The organism is Affinundibacterium flavidum (assembly GCF_014284175.1).
GTDB classification, from domain to species: domain Bacteria; phylum Pseudomonadota; class Gammaproteobacteria; order Burkholderiales; family Burkholderiaceae_D; genus Undibacterium; species Undibacterium flavidum.
On record NZ_JACOGA010000011.1, the window covers coordinates 154,894 to 171,872 of the forward strand.

Sequence of the window (16,979 nt, forward strand, 5' to 3'; positions counted from 1 at the left end):
AAGCAAAAATTCCCATTTCCAAAGTAAGAAATCAATATTCAAGCAAAGTCACTTTGCCCCAAAAAATTCTGTAAGACATTGTCGTGTATCTGGTGATGCCACCCGTTGCGCCGCTAATAGAGGCAAACCAAGAAGCCCAAGCCAAAACTAAACGATCGCCAGTAAGTTACCTATCGGCGAAACTGATCGCGCGAATTTACTAGGTTTTTTCTTTGCTATACCTGCACTGCGGTGGTTAAATCTGCCTCATCGCACTCATCAAATGTCGGTGCAGAAATCCGTAAAATCCTTGGTCATATCGGAGTAGAGTCCAGCCCACCAAAAATCAGCTAAGCCCGTGGTCTATCCTTGTGGGATAACTGTGGCTAGGCTACCCTAGAGGACTACTTTGATGATGGCACAAACGACGATCTCGGGCAGCATGGGTTCGATGGCGATGTCGATCAGATTGTGATTTGGCAGGGACGTTTTAATCATCTCATTGATGTGGATGCGCGTAGTTTGGCGCATCGGGACTCGTTGTGTGTCTGAGCTTCATAGGGAACTATTTTTGGGCGATTAATGCTGCGATTTTGGGTGGATATGAGACTGCGCGCGGTAAAGTGTTGTGTCATCCAATCTAATTGGATCGAAACTTGCACTTATGCTCACGGGGTTAAGGTAGAATACTTTGATTAGGTGGCTTGAATTTCTTATCCGTAAAATAGTTTTTACATTTTTTCTTTCAGACGGGAAATTTGAATCTAATGAATAAAGTACTATCGACGCAAAATCATAACGAGATTTTTATTAATGTTCAATTATTACTATAAACATCTGAAATTAAAAATTTATTTGCATTGATTTTTAATTAAATTAATCAATTTTTTAAATTAAAAAATTAAATTTATATTTAAAATTATTTTAAATAAATGTATGTGCAAGAAATGGCATATTTCGGCTGGAACAATTTTACTAAAAGTAAGCAAGATGAAACTAAATATTAAAGTGTCGGATTTTGGAAAAATAAAAAAGGCTGATCTTCAAATCAGGCCTTTTACTGTCATTGCTGGGACTAATTCATCTGGAAAAAGCTTCATAACTAAGGCGTTATATAGTTTTTTTAGTACTATAAACAAAGATTTTGTTACTGCAGAGGCGATAAGAAACGTATCAGGAATTAATGCAAGAATACAGGTTGTCTTTAATTCAACCAAATTGAGCATGCAAGAAACAACCTTAATCTCAAACTTATTGGAAGATGGTGCCTCCCTGCATGAAATGGTACTTCAAAGATATGGCGAAAATACCTTCACAAGCCAACTCGAAGGTTCTGTTTTTCTCATTAAATCCACTCAAAACTTAAGAGAAAAATTACAGCTTGTAGTTAATATAATGTCGGCCAAGAAAAAATATGAAAAAATCCGCGCTGACGTAGATCAAATATTATTCTCTTTGAAGGGATTAGAGCAAATTTTTGAAAAACCTATGGTCATGATGGTCTCAAAAATACAAAAAGAGTTTACAGAATCTTTAAAAGAAAACTTTCAAATGACATCTTTGTCGAGCCTCAGAAATTTTGACTGTCCACCTGAAAGAAATCCGACATTCGAAATCGATACCATAGGAATGATTAGTATCGAAGGCGACACCGTCAACTTCAAGCTAAAATCGAATGGTATCGATTTACTTCAAGATTTTTCAAATATAGTTTATCTTGAGTCACCTATTTATTGGCGTCTCAAAAGTACTCTTGAACGCGCAAGAGAATTTTCAAAGATAAATTATCTTATGCGCTTCAAGAAACAAGATAGTTTACTCGGTGTTCCAAGGCACTTTTACGATCTTGTGGAACTTCTCCAAGAACGACTGAAGAGCAATCTTCGTTCTGATTCTTTCAAAGAAGTAATAGATAAGATAAATATCTCGATTGATGGGGAAATGTTGATCACCCAATCCGGAGATATTAACTTTCGCGATAACCAATCGGGGAAAGAGTTAAATTTACACACTACTGCCACGGGAATTATCAACCTAGGAATTATAAGCCTCTTAATAGAGAGGAACGTTATTTCGAAGGGGAGCTACATATTTATTGATGAACCTGAAGTTAATCTCCATCCTGCTTGGCAGAAAATTATGGTGGAGGCTCTATATGAACTCAGTCGAAGCGGCATAAATATTGTCATAGCTACTCATAGTATAGATATGATGAAATGCATCGAAGGAATTGTGAATTCGCTTCCACATGATGAGGCCTTTGAGCATTTTGGTATAAATCAATTATCATCAGAAGGCACATCAATTAACGCTGGGGACTATCCTCCAAAAAGAATCGCAAGTATTAAAAGTGACTTAGGTAAATCATTTTTTGACATGCAGATGAATGGATCTTGGTAAATGAAAATTAAAGATCATTATAAAAAAATGGATCATGAGTTTGCTCGAGTTACCACTCCCCTAGAAAAATACGGTTATAAAATGGATGGCGAGAATGGAATTAAACAAAGATGTGCTTTGGATAAATTGAAAGCTGCAGATTACATTGATGACGAGACGACAAAAATTGCTTTTGTTGAGTTTTCAGATATTGCAAGACAGTTTCACAACCTGCTTGGCGAAAATGAAATCTTAGAAAAATTGGTAGTTTCAAAAAAGACCGAAGAAGCGAAGGTTTGCCGAACATTATGCAAGAACAATTTAGATTCTGTCATTGATGAAATAAAACAGAAATTTAAAGATAGTTTGCATATTCTTGGTGAGGTAAAAGTACGATATGTAGATATCCCGTTGTCATTTACCAATAAACCCTTTGCCTTATTAGTAATAGCACCACACTCAAATGATGACCAGCCATGTAGGAAAGATGAAATAGCGAGACTATTGGACAATTTAAATAATCGACTAACATTGAGTTTACCGGAGAATCTTTTTTCTGGATTTCGCATGTTGACCATAGAAAGATACTTCCCAGTCCAGTAGGTTAAGCGCAACCCGCGCTGAAAATTTTTTGAAGAGTGTATAGTTCAAATGTTTTTTCAAACATCCAATAACCTTTCGGTTTTTTTTAGCATGTTGACGGCGCGGGTTGTTCCCGCTCTACAAAATTTTCCTTGAATTGCACCCGATAAAGTCACTCCTCCCAAATTAAAAAAACCTATTCAAACGAATAGGTTTCTTCAAACACGGCGCCAACAAACTTAATATTCAAGCAGGGTCGCTTTACCCCAAAAAATTCTGTAGGCCATTACTGTGTATCCGATGATGACAGGTAATACCACGCAGGCACCAATAAAGATAATCATTAAAGATTCTGGCGCACTAGCTGCTTGCCAGATGGTGATTTTATCGATGATGAGGTAGGGGAATAAGCTATACGCCAAGCCGTGAAATGCCAACAAAAAGATACCCACCGTGCAGGCGAAAGGTGTCCAAATCCAGCGATGGTTGTCTTGTACTAATTGTGCTGGCAGACGTTTTAGAATTCTATCGATCCACCAGAATAAGAGTGCGGTGATGAGTGGGATGGGAAATAGCAATATAAAGTTGGGAAAGCTAAACCATTTTTCGGCGATGCTGGGACTGGCGAATGGTGTGACGATGGAGATGGTAGCAATACCGATGCCTGCTAACCATAAACTGTGTCTTGCCCAGGTCGCGGCTTTGATTTGCAGTTGTCCTTCTGATTTCATCAATAACCAGCTTGCCCCAAGCAGGCTATAGGCCGCCATCAAGCACAGACCTATCAATGCAGCAAATGCGTAACTCCACAAACTCGATTTAAATCCTATGACTAGCATGCCCAACATGTAGCCTTGTGAAAAGGCGGCGAGTATGGAGCCAAGATGGAAGGCGAGATTCCATGCGGGCTTGTTTTGCGCTTGTGCTTTTACCCTAAAGTCGAAAGCGACTCCGCGCAGAATTAAACCCAGTAGCATGATCGCGACCGGCAAATATAGCGCACCAAGTATTTGTCCGTAGGCCGTAGGAAAGGCAACTAATAAAATGCCGACACCTAGTACCAACCAGGTTTCATTGGCATCCCAAAATGGACCTATGGAAGCGATCATCATGTCTTTTTCTGCGTCTTCTGCATGGCGCATCAGAATGCCGACGCCGAGATCATAGCCATCTAGGATTACATAGGCCAACATCGCTAAGCCCATGACGATCAGAAAGGCTAGCGGTAACCAACCAGCCGGTTGGGATAAATCGGGGTGAAGTGAAGTTATCATGGTTAATCCTCAAGATATGGCAACTGTCGGCGAGCTATCCGCTTTTCGGGCTAAATAAAACACCACCGAAATGTAGGAAACGATCAGAAATACATACAGCGTCAAATACATCGCTAAGGAACTAGCTAGCATAGGCACGGGTACTTTGGCCGCTGCTTCTGCCGTGGTCAGAACACCTTGCACCAGATAGGGTTGGCGGCCAATTTCGGTGGTGTACCAACCAGCCAGCAAGGCAATCCAACCAGAAAAACTCATGGCAACTAATGCGCGTGAAATTAAGCGCGGTATGGCTGTGGCTCGCCATACGAACCATGACGCTGACCAAGAAATACCTAGCATCAAAAGACCTACGCCCACCATGATGCGAAAGGCAAAGAAGACTGGTGCTACTGGTGGATGTTTGCCATCAAAATCATTGAGTCCTTTGATCTCACCGTTCGCATCATGCGTGAGGTAAAGCGAGGCTAATTTGGGTATGGCGATTTCCGCTTTGTTTGTTCTTTCTTTTTGATCAGGGAGTGCAAATAGAACTGCAGGCGCGCCTTTTTGAGTTTCCCAGATTCCTTCCATCGCTGCGATTTTTGCGGGTTGATGTTGTAGGGTATTGAGTCCGTGCAAATCGCCAAGCAAAATTTGTAATGGAATCAACACAGCTGCAAGCGTGACACCAGTTTTGATCCCGATCAGTATGTCGCTGCTGCGACCACCACGCAGATAGCGATAACTACTAATGCCCGCGATCAGGAAGGATACGGTCAAACCAGAGGCCAGCATCATGTGCGTAAAGCGATACGGCATGGACGGATTGAAAATGATTTGCAGCCAGTTGGTAGCGTGTGCCTGACCATTGATCATTTCAAATCCTACTGGCGTGTGCATCCAAGAATTCAAAGCAATGATCCAAAACACAGATAGTGTCGTGCCGCCAGCGACGAGCACTGTGGCGATGGTGTGCAGGCGTTCACCTACGCGTTTTTGACCGAACAGCATAATGCCGAGAAAAGTCGCTTCTAAGAAAAATGCCGTCAAGATTTCATAGGCGAGTAAGGGGCCAGCGATGTTTCCAACTTTTTCCATATAGCCGGGCCAGTTTGTGCCGAATTGAAAACTCATGGTGATGCCACTCACCACACCTAAGGCAAAACTCAAGGCAAATACTTTGATCCAAAAATAGTAGGCGCGTTGCCAATGTTCTGCCTTAGTGCGGTTATAGCGCCATTTGAAAAAAACCAGTACCCAACCAAGTGCGATACTGATGCTAGGGAAAAGAATGTGGAAGCTGATATTGGCGGCAAACTGTATGCGTGCCAATAACATCGGGTCTAAGCTGCTTGCGAGTTCTGCTGACATGATGAGTTCTTGGTGGGTGTTTATGTATGTATGTTTTTGTGTGCTTACAGCTAGTTTTTGGATTTGCCGTCGAAGCGAAGACGATCAGTAAATTCGATCAGCTTGACCACCTTAGAGCCCATTTTCATCAAGGTTTGCAAAGTTTCTGGGGAGAGTTTTTCGACGTCGTCAAACCATGCGCTGGTGAGTTCTATCAAGTCGTGCATTTGTTGAATGCGACCTAAAGCGTATTGCTCATCTTCTGTCGCATCGTTTTTGAGTAAGGCTTCGCGCAACATGGAGAGCGTCGGTTCGACTTCACGACGGCGACGTTCTTCCACTAAGTTGCGAAAAATTTCCCACACATCTTTGGGGGCTTCAAAAAATTCTCTGCGCTCGCCTGGAATGTGCACTAACTTAACCAGGCGCCATGCTTGTAATTCTTTTAAGCTCATCCCTACATTGGAGCGGGAGAAAGTCAATTGTTCGGCGATCTCGTCGGCACACAGGGGGTTTTCACTCAGAAAGATGAGGGCATAAATTTGACCGACGGTGCGATTAATGCCCCAGCGGCTGCCCATTTCACCAAAATGGGAGATGAATTTTTCTTTTGTTGAATTGATAGCCATCATTTTTCCTTGTTTGAATTTCCAGTATTTTCAGGAAATATAGCACGAATATTTTTTCCTTGTTTTTTTGTGCGTGATTTTGAAGTTAAATCCGATTTGCGCAGTCTTCTGCGCTACCTAAGTTCATCAGGATGTTGGCGACGGTGCTGGAAATGCGCTTGATGCGCACTCTGCGAGATGAAATCGCAGAGTGAAAAACCGCTGGATGTAATGTCGGAATAATGAAGGTGAGGCGATCAGTTGTTGTACTAAGGTAACTGTCTGTTTTGTGAGTGCTTAGCGGATGCTCGATAAATCCGCTGGTGGCTCATCGCCTGCGAGTACACCAGCGCCACCCGACAAACCTTCTGCTTTGCGCATCAGATAATCGGTATGTTCATACACATTCGGACAGCCAGTTTCGGCGATCAGGGTTTTGACGATGGCGACTTTCCAGGCGTCGACACCCGCAGCTTGAAATTGGCAAGCCAGGAAGCCGTCGTGTATGGCGTGGTATTCCACTACTAAGCCGGGCAGATGATCCTCTTCAGCATTGATTAAACGCTGCGGCTTACCTAGTTTGGCATTGAGCGGCAAGCGCTTTGCAAGTGCAGCTTGAATCCGACGTTTAAACATCGCATGATCGACCGCTTCAGATTCATCAAAGCTCCAGACCCGCGCACGGATTTGTGATTTTGGACTCCAGCCTGCACGGGCTAAAAATTCTCCTTTGGATGAACGTACTAAGCAGGTCGCTCCGAATTTCATTTTTTCATGAAACTTACCATCGACGCGTTCGATCGCTGAGAGATAAATCCAGGGATCTTTGTCGAGTAAAGATTTTTCTTTGCCTTGTTTGATGGTAATGATGAGCATGTGGGGAATCGCGGTAAAGGCTAAGGGCCAAATAATTGGGTGCTAACTGTATGCTAATGGCATGATTTGCTAAGGTGGAGCGGTCTTACCATTTGTTCTGCTGCCGACCTTTGGCCCAATGTGTTTGAGTTGGATTATTGTTGACTGTTGCCGTGGTCGGGCTGACATTTGTAGTCGACTTGACGTCAATCTGGACTTCATCCGTGGTCATGAAAAAGTAGCAGCTGCCAACGCGGCCACGATAAACACTCGCAGCACCTGCAAGCTTGCGAGTGACTGCCGCAAAATTCCAAGCATCTTCCATACTGCACTGTACGCTGTGCGTTTGAAAAGACGGGTGTTGCTCGGTTTTTCCCCATTGCTTCGCGAGGACGGCATGTGATCGCAAACTCAAGGGAATGGAATTTTGCGCCCAACCCCAACTGAAAATCTTATCGGCTTCGTTATACACGCCGATGACTTGAAAGTGTGTGGTGCCAGTCTGTTCACCAGAAAATTGAAACACGATGATGCCGGCTTCCATGTCAGCGCTCCAGCCTTTTTCTTTGCCATATTTCCAATTTGCCGCATGCTGCAAATGCTGCGCGAGCATTTCTTCGTGTGCCTTGGCGACAAAGCTCATGGCCTGGCTACTTGGCGTAGTTTGCCTTGGGCGATGGAAAATTTTGCGAAAAAAATCGGTGAATGTATTCATGGGTGCTAATAAAAAACCTAGACAAATCAAAAACTTACAATTAAGTAAATGATTTTGGACGTCGAGTGTCTATGGTTATCTATTATAGCAGTTCGACTTTTCTGGTTTTTTTGAATTAGCGTACCGATTCAAACGCGTATCAAAATTTCATTTTGAAATTAATTTTATTCAGCATCGCGACGACCAAGATGATGATGAACGCGTAGACCACTGCAGCCATCATTCCCATCCCACCTGCGAAAAAATGGACGGGGGAGGAGAGCTTGAAAAGTTTGAGTAGTGCTTCGATCACAAACGGAATCAAATAACAAATTAATGGATTGATAGCGGCAGGCGCGACCAGCTTGACCCAAGATTGCATGCGTTTGAGATCGATGATCCAGTACAGCAATGAAAAGACAGCGATACAAATTGCGGCAGAATACAAGCACCAGGATGGTGTCGCATAGATTTTGGAGATTTTAAAATATGGTCGTAATACGCTGGCAATCACGATCAAACTCACTGTGAATAAGAGTGCGCGGCTAAACCGTTGTCGAAGTTGAAGCGGTTGTTGCAGTGGTTGCTGTAATGGTTGCTGTAAGGGATCAATAGTTTGATTCTCTTCGAAAAAAATCAGGCTGCAGACTATGCCGCAGAGAACGATCGAACTGTGTGCAGCATGGGCATCCAAGCTCAGCAACAGTCTTAATGCGAAGTTAGCTTGACCAGCGAGTTGAGTATTAATGCTTTGAATGAGGGCATACAATGCAATACATGTGGCGATAGAGAGCACAAGCAAATTTTGTTTTTCGCGGCACAGTTGATAGACCCAGCACGATATTAAGTAAGCCCAGCCAATGAGTCCTAAAATTCCCCACCATTGTGGTGACATAGTTTGACTTCCATCTGCGCCACCACGATACAGAATCGCGATTGCGATTAAGATGGCGATGCCCAGACCGACTAAGGCACGATTGAGGATGATGGACTTGAATTGGTAAACACCCCAGATGAGCATAAAGCCAAGATAAGACATTAGCGCCCAGCTATGTATCAAGATTGGCATAGATGCCTGGTGAAAACCATCTTCTGCATTCACCATGAAGAAGCCCATCACAATCAAAGCAAATGCGCGTAGCAGAATGTGGATGTTCATAGACCAAAAACTATCACCTTTGAGCAGGCGATGATTTAAGCCGAAGGGTATCGACATACCAACGATAAATAAAAAAGCTGGAAATACGATATCCGGAAAACTCATCGCATCGGCGTCGGCTGGCATGTGTTTTAGCCAGATAGAAATCCCATTGACACCGGCAATTTCATTGACGATGATCATCATCAAAAATGTGATGCCACGAAACGCGTCGATGGACATGACCCTTTGATTTTTCAGAACATTAATGGGATTGAGCATAAAGCGACTTTCGATAGGCGAATAGGTGATGGGTAAAAGATGAACAAGCGATGTGCGGTTGATGTTTGGCTGATGCGTGGTTGATGCGCCACTAATGCACAAGCTATGCACGTTGCCAGATGGAATTTACCTTGATCGCGTCAAAACGACAATGCATAGAACTACTTTCCTATCTAGGTAAATTTACTTACTCATCATTAACTTCTCCTATGACGTTAAAAAGGTGTGCAGAAAATTATTGAAAAACACATTCCTTTCAAAAAAGAATTGAGGCACACTGCAAATCCCTATGCTGTTTGACTTAGACCTAGATCTCGATGCGTATGCCAAGCAATCAACTAATTTTTTCGCGCCGTGTGTTTCGGATAATGTGTTTTGCCATTGCCTGCATGAGCAATGCTGTGTGTGCACCTACCTTGCAAGCGGCTGAATTGAATATTTGGGTGATGTCCACCACGGCACAGCCACAACAAGATATGCGTGAGATTTTGCGTCCCTATCTCGCAAGCAATCCTGACCTGCGTGTGAATGTCACAGTATTGAATTGGGAAAGTGCATTGAACAAGATAAAAGCTGCAGCGGCATCAGGGCAGGGACCTGATTTGGTTGAGTTGGGAAGCACCTGGGTTGCTGCTATTTCTGCACAAGATGCGTTGGAGCCAATCAGCCTTGCGCAGCAAAATGAATTGGGCGGTGAACGTGCATTTTTTCCAGCATTGTGGGTCACTACGCATCGACACAATCAGGGAAAAGTTTTTGCGATTCCTTGGTATGCCGGAGCACGCGTCGCATTTTATCGCACTGATTTATTTCAGAAGGCAGGTATAAAGGCGAGCGAAGCCTTCGCGAATTGGAGTAGCTTTAAACAAGCAATGCAAAAAATTAATGGCATCAGCTTTGATGGAAAGAAAGTTGCGGCATTGGGGTATCCAGGGAAAAGTGATTCGGATATTTTGCACAATTTAGCACCATGGATTTGGAATGCGGGTGGTGATTTCTTAAGCCCTGATCGTCGCTCTGCCAGTATTTATTCGCCCGAAACATTTCAGGCGGTAAGGTATTACACCAGTTTTGCAGAAGAGGGCTTGGTACCAGCTTCTGCTTTGGACAAGGATTCGGTACAAATAGAATCGGGCTTTTTTGCGAATCAATATGCGGTGATTTTTAGCGGACCGTGGGTGCTGAAGATGATGAATACGCCCAAGGCCAAAGGGGGACAAATGGAATCGGCGGCTGCACAAAATTTTGGTGTGGCGTCTTATCCAGCGGGTATCAAGGGGAATCAGACTTTTTTCTCAGGATCTGATTTGGCTCTGATGAAATCATCGAAAAATAAAGACGAAGCCTGGAAGTTATTGAAATTTTTGGTGGGGCGTGAAGCGCAAGTGAAGTTCAGTAAATTGTCGGGTATGCTGCCAGCGCGTTTGGATGCGGTGAATGATCCTTCCTTACTAAAAGATCCGCACTACGCAGAATTTATCGAGCAGGTAAAGTTAGGCCGGCATTACCCTGTTGTCGCCGCTTGGGCACAGCTAGAACATGTATTTCGCAGTCACATCGCAAGAATTGTGGCGGTCGTCAATGGCGAGAAAGATACCTTAACCAGCGCGGCAATTAAGAAAAACTTAGAGCAGGCTTCTCAACAAGCGAATACGATCTTGGCTGCCGAGCAGTGAGGAATTCAGATGTAAGAACAGATCGGAAATGTTGATATTGTGAAAGAAGGAAAAAAAGCGAAATTACAGCACAGCATGTCATTCCTGCGTAGGCAGGAATCTAGCGGCGTTCGTCGATCAACTGACGACACTGGGCTCCTGCCTACGCAGGAGCGACAGTTTGTAGGGCGGGTGTAACCCGCGCCGCCAGGACGTAGTGTAACCCAGCTGATCCTATATGCGGCGCGGGTTGCACCCGCCCTACTAAATCCCCTGAGTTACTATTCTCTTTAATTCAAGTGTGATTTGTTCTTACCAATTGCACTTATTCATTACCATCATTAGTCACACTGTTTAGTCATGCTAATCACTGCCACAAACTAGGTGGAATATCACGCAGTTTGGCGGCTAATTCCATACTCGTTCTGACATTTAATTTTTGGCAGATATGTAGTCTATGTGCCTCCACCGTCTTGGGGCTGATAGCGAGATGGTCTGCAATTTGTTTTCCTAAGTAACCAGCGACAATCTCCGTTAGTACCATTCTTTCTCTCTGTGTCAGCTCGGCGATTTCTTTTAAAATATCGGCTTGACCCAAAAAATCAGCGCGAGCTTTTTCGTCGGTATGGATGGCGCGCGCGATGGCGTCTATCAGGCTGCGATGGTCGGCTGGTTTTTCTAAGAAATCGACAGCACCTTGTTTTAATACGCGAACGACTAAGGGGATATCACCATGACCACTGAGAAAAATAACAGGAGGTAGATAAGTATTGTGGTGTTTGCTGCGACGAATGAGTTCATCGAATAGCTCCAGACCATTGACCCCAGGTATCCGAACATCGATTAATACGCAATTAAATTCTAGCGGGTTGGCGGTCTCTAAAAAATCTTGGGCGCGTTCAAATTCTGTCGTTAGCCATTGACGTGTTTCCAGCAACATCACCAGTGAACTGCGTACACTGGCGTCGTCGTCAATGATCGCGATGCGCGGTGAATTTTTGATCGAATTAGATGGTGCAGAGCTCATGAATTTCTCATCGTTGATATTGGTGGAAATGAAATTAGCTTAGTAGGTTTTGAGTCGCTGGTACAGGCAATGGCAGTCGAAAATGAAAACTGGCTCCTGAGTCAGGATTGTTTTCTGCCCAAATTTTTCCACCATGGTTTTCAATCACGGTTCTGCAGATCGCTAAACCCAGACCCATGCCTTCCGATTTTGTCGTATAAAAAGCTTGAAATAATTTGTCTATGTCATGAATTCCATGACCATCATCAACGATACTGATGTGCACATAGTCCTCAACTTTCTGAACGATGATTTGCAAGCAATGTCGCAATTGCTGCCCTAACTGAGGTGGCAAGTGATGTGGTAAGTGAACTTCAGATTCGTTAGCTTCTGTCGCAATAGAATTAGATGGTATAGAATCTGGCGTCATTGCATCTAGTGCATTTCGCATCAGGTTAAATAACACTTGCTTTAGCATCACCGCATCGCAAGCTAACATCACATCTGGAATGTGTGATTCGAGTTGTATCGATACGCGCTGGCGTTGCGCTTGAGCTTCTATCAGTTCGATAGATTCGTTGATCAGACGGAGCAAAGAATAGGGCTCATGAGGAGTAGCATTTTTCTGAATAAGATTGCGCATGCTACGCATAATTTTGCCGGCGCGACGAGATTCTTCTCCCATTTTTTCAATTGCTAATTTTACTTTCGGCGATTGCACCTGATCGTTTTGTAATAGGCATTCGGCGGCTGCCGCGTAGTTGGCAATTGCGGCCAGTGGCTGATTGAGTTCATGTGCCATGCCTGAAGCGAATTCCGCTAAGCTTGAAAGTCTCGCGGTATGCTGCAATAGTTCGTCACGTTCACGTAAAGCTTGTTGCGCGGTTTGTCGCTCGATTAGCCAACGGCGCAGCAGTCGCAATAACCAAACGATGAGCAGACCAAATAGCAGTACCGCGAACGCCAGTGAAATCAACAAGGTATCAAAATTTTGGACAACACGCACACTGGTTTTTAAGGAAAGGCCGCTGGTTGCTGGGCCGAAATCAAGTCGATTTAATTCTTGGGTGTGACTGACTAGTCCACCTTCGCTAGGCGATAATTGTTTATCATTTTTGTCGACCAAACTGAGGTCGTAGCGCTGCACAAACCACCAAGGAACTTCTTGGGTTAATAGTTTATCGAGATCGTAAGTAATGAGCAGGCTGCTATCTTTGATGAACTCATTGTCCGACGGCAGCGCTAACACCCAGAGTGGTGCAAATTGTTCGATGACACGACTGTAGGCGATATTTTTCAGACTGCGGCTTTGATTGATCGTTTCGCTCACTAATGGGTCATTGAGTGGCGGAAGATTACCAGGGCGTTGTTCGTACTCAGGTAAGCCAATCAGATGTTGCTGATTTTGATCTAGAAATTCGATGGAGAGAATGGCGCGATTCTCTTTCATCAAGTTGTCGATTCTATGCAGAAATTCTTCACGTGATTTTTTTGAATCAGGCTGTAGATCGATAGCCCAATTTTGCAACATCACCTGATGTGTTTCTAGTTTATTAGTGATGATTTGTTCCATCCACAATAAATCAAGTGAAGACTGACGCGCCGCAGTCGCGCGTTTTTCTGCATACCAAAGCCATCCAAGAGTGCTCGCGACAAATAGACCGACCGTCAGGAACAGCATCATGCCTATCCAGGTCCAGCGGTTATTGAATAAACTTTGTCGGGCAAATCGCATCGTATGTCCTGATTGCGGCGCTATATTGCCGAGGTCGAATTGCGTGATGATGGAAATTTCACGGCTCTGCATAATCTATCATCGGAATAGTAGTTTTGTAAAACACAGTTGGATCAGATTAAGCGTGAATGCAAAACGAAGAAACGAATAAGGAATAATTGATCATCAGTAGTGAACGCTTGGTGATAGTTTAGTGTTAGCTTAGTGATAGCTCGGTGATAGTTTAGTGAGCGGCTAGGATTTATTCAGTGCGTCGAGTTCGGTGAGTGTATTTATTCGACATAGTAAAAAACGGCAAAAAAACGGCAAATTTCCGTCGAAATTTGCCGTGTAAAGCCAGTTCGCTATACTTGTTTAGTCCTGTTTGAAAATCGGTGCTGCCATATCCGATTATCTTTGCTGATGTAGTGGGGGAGACTCAGCAAATTGCACTAAACGGTAAAACGTCCTGGGGGAAGTCTGTAGCTACCATTTGATATTGATTGCGGTTCATTTAATAATCAAAGCCAAGTCGTATGCCGTAAGTGCGTGGATCATTCCAAGTTGCCTTAATAAATCCTCCTGCGTCGCCCGCACTATTTTTTGAGCGCGTATCACTCAAATTGAGCACATAGGCTTCTGCATACCAACTACGATTTGGTGAGCTGAGTTTGATCGATGCATCGACCTTGCTATAGGCTTTTTGTGCATCTGAGATATGCGCATTGTCGAGATTTCTCAAAGTGAAATACATCTTGTCTTGCCATTTGATTGCGACCCAAGGTGTTAAGGTGTAACCACTATCGAGCGCGAAATCTTGTGAGAAGTTGAGTCCCAGCGTGAATTTAGGTGACAACGGTAAGCGATGGCCTGTGATGTCGTAAAGTCTGCGGCCTGCCATTGTGCGGTCTGAGCCTGTATACATTTCAGGGCAGGGAACCGCGCCATATTCTTCACGCACACCGCATCCCCAGTTATCGCTAAACGAAGGATAGTCTCGCATTTTTGTGTCAAGGTAAGAGAAGAAGCCACCAATACGGGCACCCGCCCAAGGTTTGTAGTCGAGTTCTAACTCCAAGCCTTTGATGTCGACCACACCTACATTCGCTGTTTGCCATTTGATGACAACGTCGCAATTGGGGTTGCTATCAGTACAGGGACTTTCCGGGATAATTTTTGATGCAAAAAAATCGCCTGTCACTTGCATGTCTTTGTATTGACTATAAAACGCTGTCATCGAAAAACTGAGACGTTTATCGAGTAGCTTGCCTTTATAACCGAGTTCAAGATTGGTGACGGTTTCTGGTTTGTAAGGGAAAAAACTATATTGCGGTCCTGCAGGGCCTTCTGCACAGCGCTTGCCGTTGCAAATATCATCTTTATCCCCAAAACCACCTGATTTGTAGCCTGTCGATAAAGAGCTGTAAATCATTTCATTGTTATTGAGTTCTTTCATCAAACCGATGCGGTAGGTCAACTTGTTCCAACTTTGGGCATGATCGTTTTGAGCAGGCGGGCCATATTCACCATAGGCATTCGGTCCAGCAAAAGCACCCATCTGGTTTGTCAGGTCTGCGCTGTTATGGGCGCGGAACCCTGGCGTACCCGGTGTTCCTGCATGATATAGGCTGTTGTAGTAAGAAGGTTCTTCGCTCTTCCAGTTACCATAGACTTTGCCGCCTTTATCATCTTTCTTATCTTGACTAAAACGGGCACCAAAAGTCGCTGTCCAGCTCGGTACCGGCTTCCAATCGGCTTGTGCATAGACCGCTTTAGCATCAATTTGACGATTCGGCTGCGCATAGTATTGGCTGATAGGGTAACCAAACGGCGCATTTACCAGATATTCTTGCGCATAATTGATCTGGTTTTTTTCATGCATCCAAAATGCACCTGCCACATATTGCAGCGTGGTGTCCCTGTGCTTGAATTGTACGTCATGTACTGTGGAGACATATTTGGAGTCCAGCGTGAGTGACGAGTTATCGACTACCGGCCAATTTGACCAATCACCTTCTTCACCGACGGGTAAGGTCACTACACCTTGGCGACCTAATGGGTGATATCCAGAGTCATCATCACTTTGTTGCTTGCGTCTTTGGTCGGCATAGGCGAATCCATATTCTATGCTGTTGTTGGGACTCAGATTCCAACTGAGTGCCGAGCGTATAGTGTCAATCGACATATCGATTTTGCCCGGCACATTGATTTTCAAGTCCCACTGTCCACCTGTGCAGGCAAAGCGAGTTCCAGCTGCTTGTTTGCAATCCTTTAAGCCGATATCACCGGCACCGTTGTTCTGAAATTTTTCATACGAGAGTTGCCAGTCTACGTCGGGTGTTACTTTAAGACGTGCAGATAAGCGAGCAGCCCATTCATTTTTATTGTTGTAAAAGTCTTTTTTTGCGACTTTAGTGTTGTGGCGTTGATCGACATCGGGAATGCCATCTCCGATGAAGCCATGCTCAGGAAGATTGACATCGGTGAAGTCTTGCATTTGATTGACCCAACCGTCACGTTTGACATTCATGATGGTCGCGCGTAAGGCAAAGTTATCGCTGACCGCAATATTTTGTATCAGATTAATTTGTCGTTGATTGTAGTTGCCGAGATCAAAGACTGTGCTTCCATAGCTGGAGCCGAACTCAGGTTTTGCTGGAATCAGATTGATACTACCGGCGGTAGAATTGCGTCCAAATAATGTGCCTTGTGGGCCGCGCAAAACTTCTACCTGATCGAGATCAAACATCAAGGCCAAAGCACCCTGCGGCCGTGGTGAATACAGGCCTGCCACATGTAGCCCCACTGCTGGATCGCCGATTTCAGTAAAGTTATTTGAACTGACACCGCGTATGCTAATTTGGACGCCAGAATCGGCACCGGTGGAAAGTTGTAAGTTAGGGACATTACCTGAGAGACCGCGCACATCGGTAATACCTTCGCGGCTCAAGCTCTCCTGAGTGATGGCGGTGACTGCGACAGGTGTTTTTAATAAAGAGGTCGCTAGCCGGGTTGCACTGACGGTGACTTCCTGAATGACGTCTTTGTTATTGTCGTCGGCGGTGTTGTTTGGTTTGCTGACTGATTTTTTATTACTGGTCGCTTCTTGCGCATCTGCTTGAAACGCCAGCATTGCACAGGCGCTGGCGATAGCAAGATGCATGATGGATCGTGAAGTTCTGAGACGGGGCATTTTAGCTCTCTCGAAAATGGTAGATGTTGACATGTGTATCGAGTCGTCCATACTCCCCCGTACGCTCGATGCGAAGCTCAACGCGAATTTAATTGCATTCAATTTATTAGCGTTGAGGCTAGACGTAGTTTTATCTCTGCCTCATTTTCGGGCAATTCAGAAATATACTCTTGTATCTAAGTGAATTTACTTAGAGCGGCATTATTAGCGTGTATGCCTGATTGTTTGCGTAAGCTATCTTGCTAGGGACGCCTAGCGTAATCGGCTTAGCCAATAAATATTAATGGAGAT

The 16,979-nt window shown here is 44.3% G+C and carries 13 protein-coding genes; 3 read left to right on the forward strand and 10 right to left on the reverse strand.

The annotated features are described in order from the left end of the window. Positions 1-375: 375 nt before the first annotated feature. Positions 376-510, reverse strand: a complete 135-nt coding sequence (locus tag H8K55_RS22060; protein ID WP_268978010.1) for a hypothetical protein — start codon at positions 508-510, stop codon at positions 376-378. Between the two features lie 459 nt (positions 511-969). Between H8K55_RS22060 and H8K55_RS13200 the strand changes: the two genes are divergently transcribed. Further along, on the forward strand, positions 970-2,379 hold the full coding sequence (locus H8K55_RS13200) for an AAA family ATPase (protein WP_186942530.1): 1,410 nt from the start codon (positions 970-972) through the stop codon (positions 2,377-2,379). Then, a complete protein-coding gene (locus tag H8K55_RS13205; protein WP_186942531.1) occupies positions 2,380-2,961 on the forward strand; it encodes a hypothetical protein in 582 nt (193 codons plus the stop codon). A 218-nt stretch (positions 2,962-3,179) separates the two neighbouring features. On the opposite strand, the gene H8K55_RS13210 is transcribed toward H8K55_RS13205, so the two are convergent. The 6 genes from H8K55_RS13210 to H8K55_RS13235 all read right to left on the reverse strand — a co-directional run bounded on the left by H8K55_RS13210 (position 3,180) and on the right by H8K55_RS13235 (position 9,081). Continuing rightward, positions 3,180-4,214: a cytochrome d ubiquinol oxidase subunit II gene (locus H8K55_RS13210; RefSeq protein ID WP_186942532.1), complete on the reverse strand. Its 1,035-nt coding sequence runs from the start codon at positions 4,212-4,214 to the stop codon at positions 3,180-3,182. Between the two features lie 9 nt (positions 4,215-4,223). After that, entirely contained in the window at positions 4,224-5,564 is a 1,341-nt protein-coding gene (locus H8K55_RS13215) for a cytochrome ubiquinol oxidase subunit I (RefSeq protein WP_186942533.1), read from the reverse strand. Positions 5,565-5,614: 50 nt separating this feature from the next. Continuing rightward, positions 5,615-6,172: a GbsR/MarR family transcriptional regulator gene (locus tag H8K55_RS13220; RefSeq protein WP_230408608.1), complete on the reverse strand. Its 558-nt coding sequence runs from the start codon at positions 6,170-6,172 to the stop codon at positions 5,615-5,617. Between the two features lie 276 nt (positions 6,173-6,448). Then, positions 6,449-7,027: an SAM-dependent methyltransferase gene (locus tag H8K55_RS13225; RefSeq protein WP_186942535.1), complete on the reverse strand. Its 579-nt coding sequence runs from the start codon at positions 7,025-7,027 to the stop codon at positions 6,449-6,451. 85 nt (positions 7,028-7,112) lie between these two features. Then, positions 7,113-7,721, reverse strand: a complete 609-nt coding sequence (locus tag H8K55_RS13230; RefSeq protein WP_186942536.1) for a DUF6882 domain-containing protein — start codon at positions 7,719-7,721, stop codon at positions 7,113-7,115. Between the two features lie 139 nt (positions 7,722-7,860). Next, the gene (locus H8K55_RS13235; protein WP_186942537.1) at positions 7,861-9,081 is read right to left on the reverse strand and encodes a DUF5009 domain-containing protein; all 1,221 of its coding nucleotides are present in this window, start codon (positions 9,079-9,081) and stop codon (positions 7,861-7,863) included. 428 nt (positions 9,082-9,509) lie between these two features. Between H8K55_RS13235 and H8K55_RS13240 the strand changes: the two genes are divergently transcribed. Then, entirely contained in the window at positions 9,510-10,796 is a 1,287-nt protein-coding gene (locus tag H8K55_RS13240; RefSeq protein WP_186942538.1) for a sugar ABC transporter substrate-binding protein, read from the forward strand. Between the two features lie 346 nt (positions 10,797-11,142). Here H8K55_RS13240 and H8K55_RS13245 read toward each other — a convergent pair whose 3' ends face one another. From H8K55_RS13245 to H8K55_RS13255, 3 genes are all read right to left on the reverse strand, one after another. Beyond that, the gene (locus H8K55_RS13245; RefSeq protein WP_186942539.1) at positions 11,143-11,802 is read right to left on the reverse strand and encodes a response regulator transcription factor; all 660 of its coding nucleotides are present in this window, start codon (positions 11,800-11,802) and stop codon (positions 11,143-11,145) included. A 34-nt stretch (positions 11,803-11,836) separates the two neighbouring features. Beyond that, complete coding sequence (locus H8K55_RS13250; protein WP_186942540.1) at positions 11,837-13,588, reverse strand: sensor histidine kinase; 1,752 nt, start codon at positions 13,586-13,588, stop codon at positions 11,837-11,839. A 421-nt stretch (positions 13,589-14,009) separates the two neighbouring features. After that, positions 14,010-16,688 carry a TonB-dependent receptor gene (locus H8K55_RS13255; protein WP_230408609.1) on the reverse strand — a complete coding sequence of 893 codons (2,679 nt, stop codon included), beginning with the start codon at positions 16,686-16,688 and terminating at the stop codon, positions 14,010-14,012. Positions 16,689-16,979 lie beyond the last annotated feature (291 nt).

What these genes read in the sequence shown, in the direction of transcription:
- H8K55_RS22060 (WP_268978010.1), bottom strand. Translation starts at nt 510, where the DNA reads ATGCGCCAAACTACGCGCATCCACATCAATGAGATGATTAAAACGTCC.
- H8K55_RS13200 (WP_186942530.1), top strand. Translation starts at nt 970, where the DNA reads ATGAAACTAAATATTAAAGTGTCGGATTTTGGAAAAATAAAAAAGGCT.
- H8K55_RS13205 (WP_186942531.1), top strand. Translation starts at nt 2,380, where the DNA reads ATGAAAATTAAAGATCATTATAAAAAAATGGATCATGAGTTTGCTCGA.
- H8K55_RS13210 (WP_186942532.1), bottom strand. Translation starts at nt 4,214, where the DNA reads ATGATAACTTCACTTCACCCCGATTTATCCCAACCGGCTGGTTGGTTA.
- H8K55_RS13215 (WP_186942533.1), bottom strand. Translation starts at nt 5,564, where the DNA reads ATGTCAGCAGAACTCGCAAGCAGCTTAGACCCGATGTTATTGGCACGC.
- H8K55_RS13220 (WP_230408608.1), bottom strand. Translation starts at nt 6,172, where the DNA reads ATGGCTATCAATTCAACAAAAGAAAAATTCATCTCCCATTTTGGTGAA.
- H8K55_RS13225 (WP_186942535.1), bottom strand. Translation starts at nt 7,027, where the DNA reads ATGCTCATCATTACCATCAAACAAGGCAAAGAAAAATCTTTACTCGAC.
- H8K55_RS13230 (WP_186942536.1), bottom strand. Translation starts at nt 7,721, where the DNA reads ATGAATACATTCACCGATTTTTTTCGCAAAATTTTCCATCGCCCAAGG.
- H8K55_RS13235 (WP_186942537.1), bottom strand. Translation starts at nt 9,081, where the DNA reads ATGTCCATCGACGCGTTTCGTGGCATCACATTTTTGATGATGATCATC.
- H8K55_RS13240 (WP_186942538.1), top strand. Translation starts at nt 9,510, where the DNA reads ATGAGCAATGCTGTGTGTGCACCTACCTTGCAAGCGGCTGAATTGAAT.
- H8K55_RS13245 (WP_186942539.1), bottom strand. Translation starts at nt 11,802, where the DNA reads ATGAGCTCTGCACCATCTAATTCGATCAAAAATTCACCGCGCATCGCG.
- H8K55_RS13250 (WP_186942540.1), bottom strand. Translation starts at nt 13,588, where the DNA reads ATGCAGAGCCGTGAAATTTCCATCATCACGCAATTCGACCTCGGCAAT.
- H8K55_RS13255 (WP_230408609.1), bottom strand. Translation starts at nt 16,688, where the DNA reads ATGCCCCGTCTCAGAACTTCACGATCCATCATGCATCTTGCTATCGCC.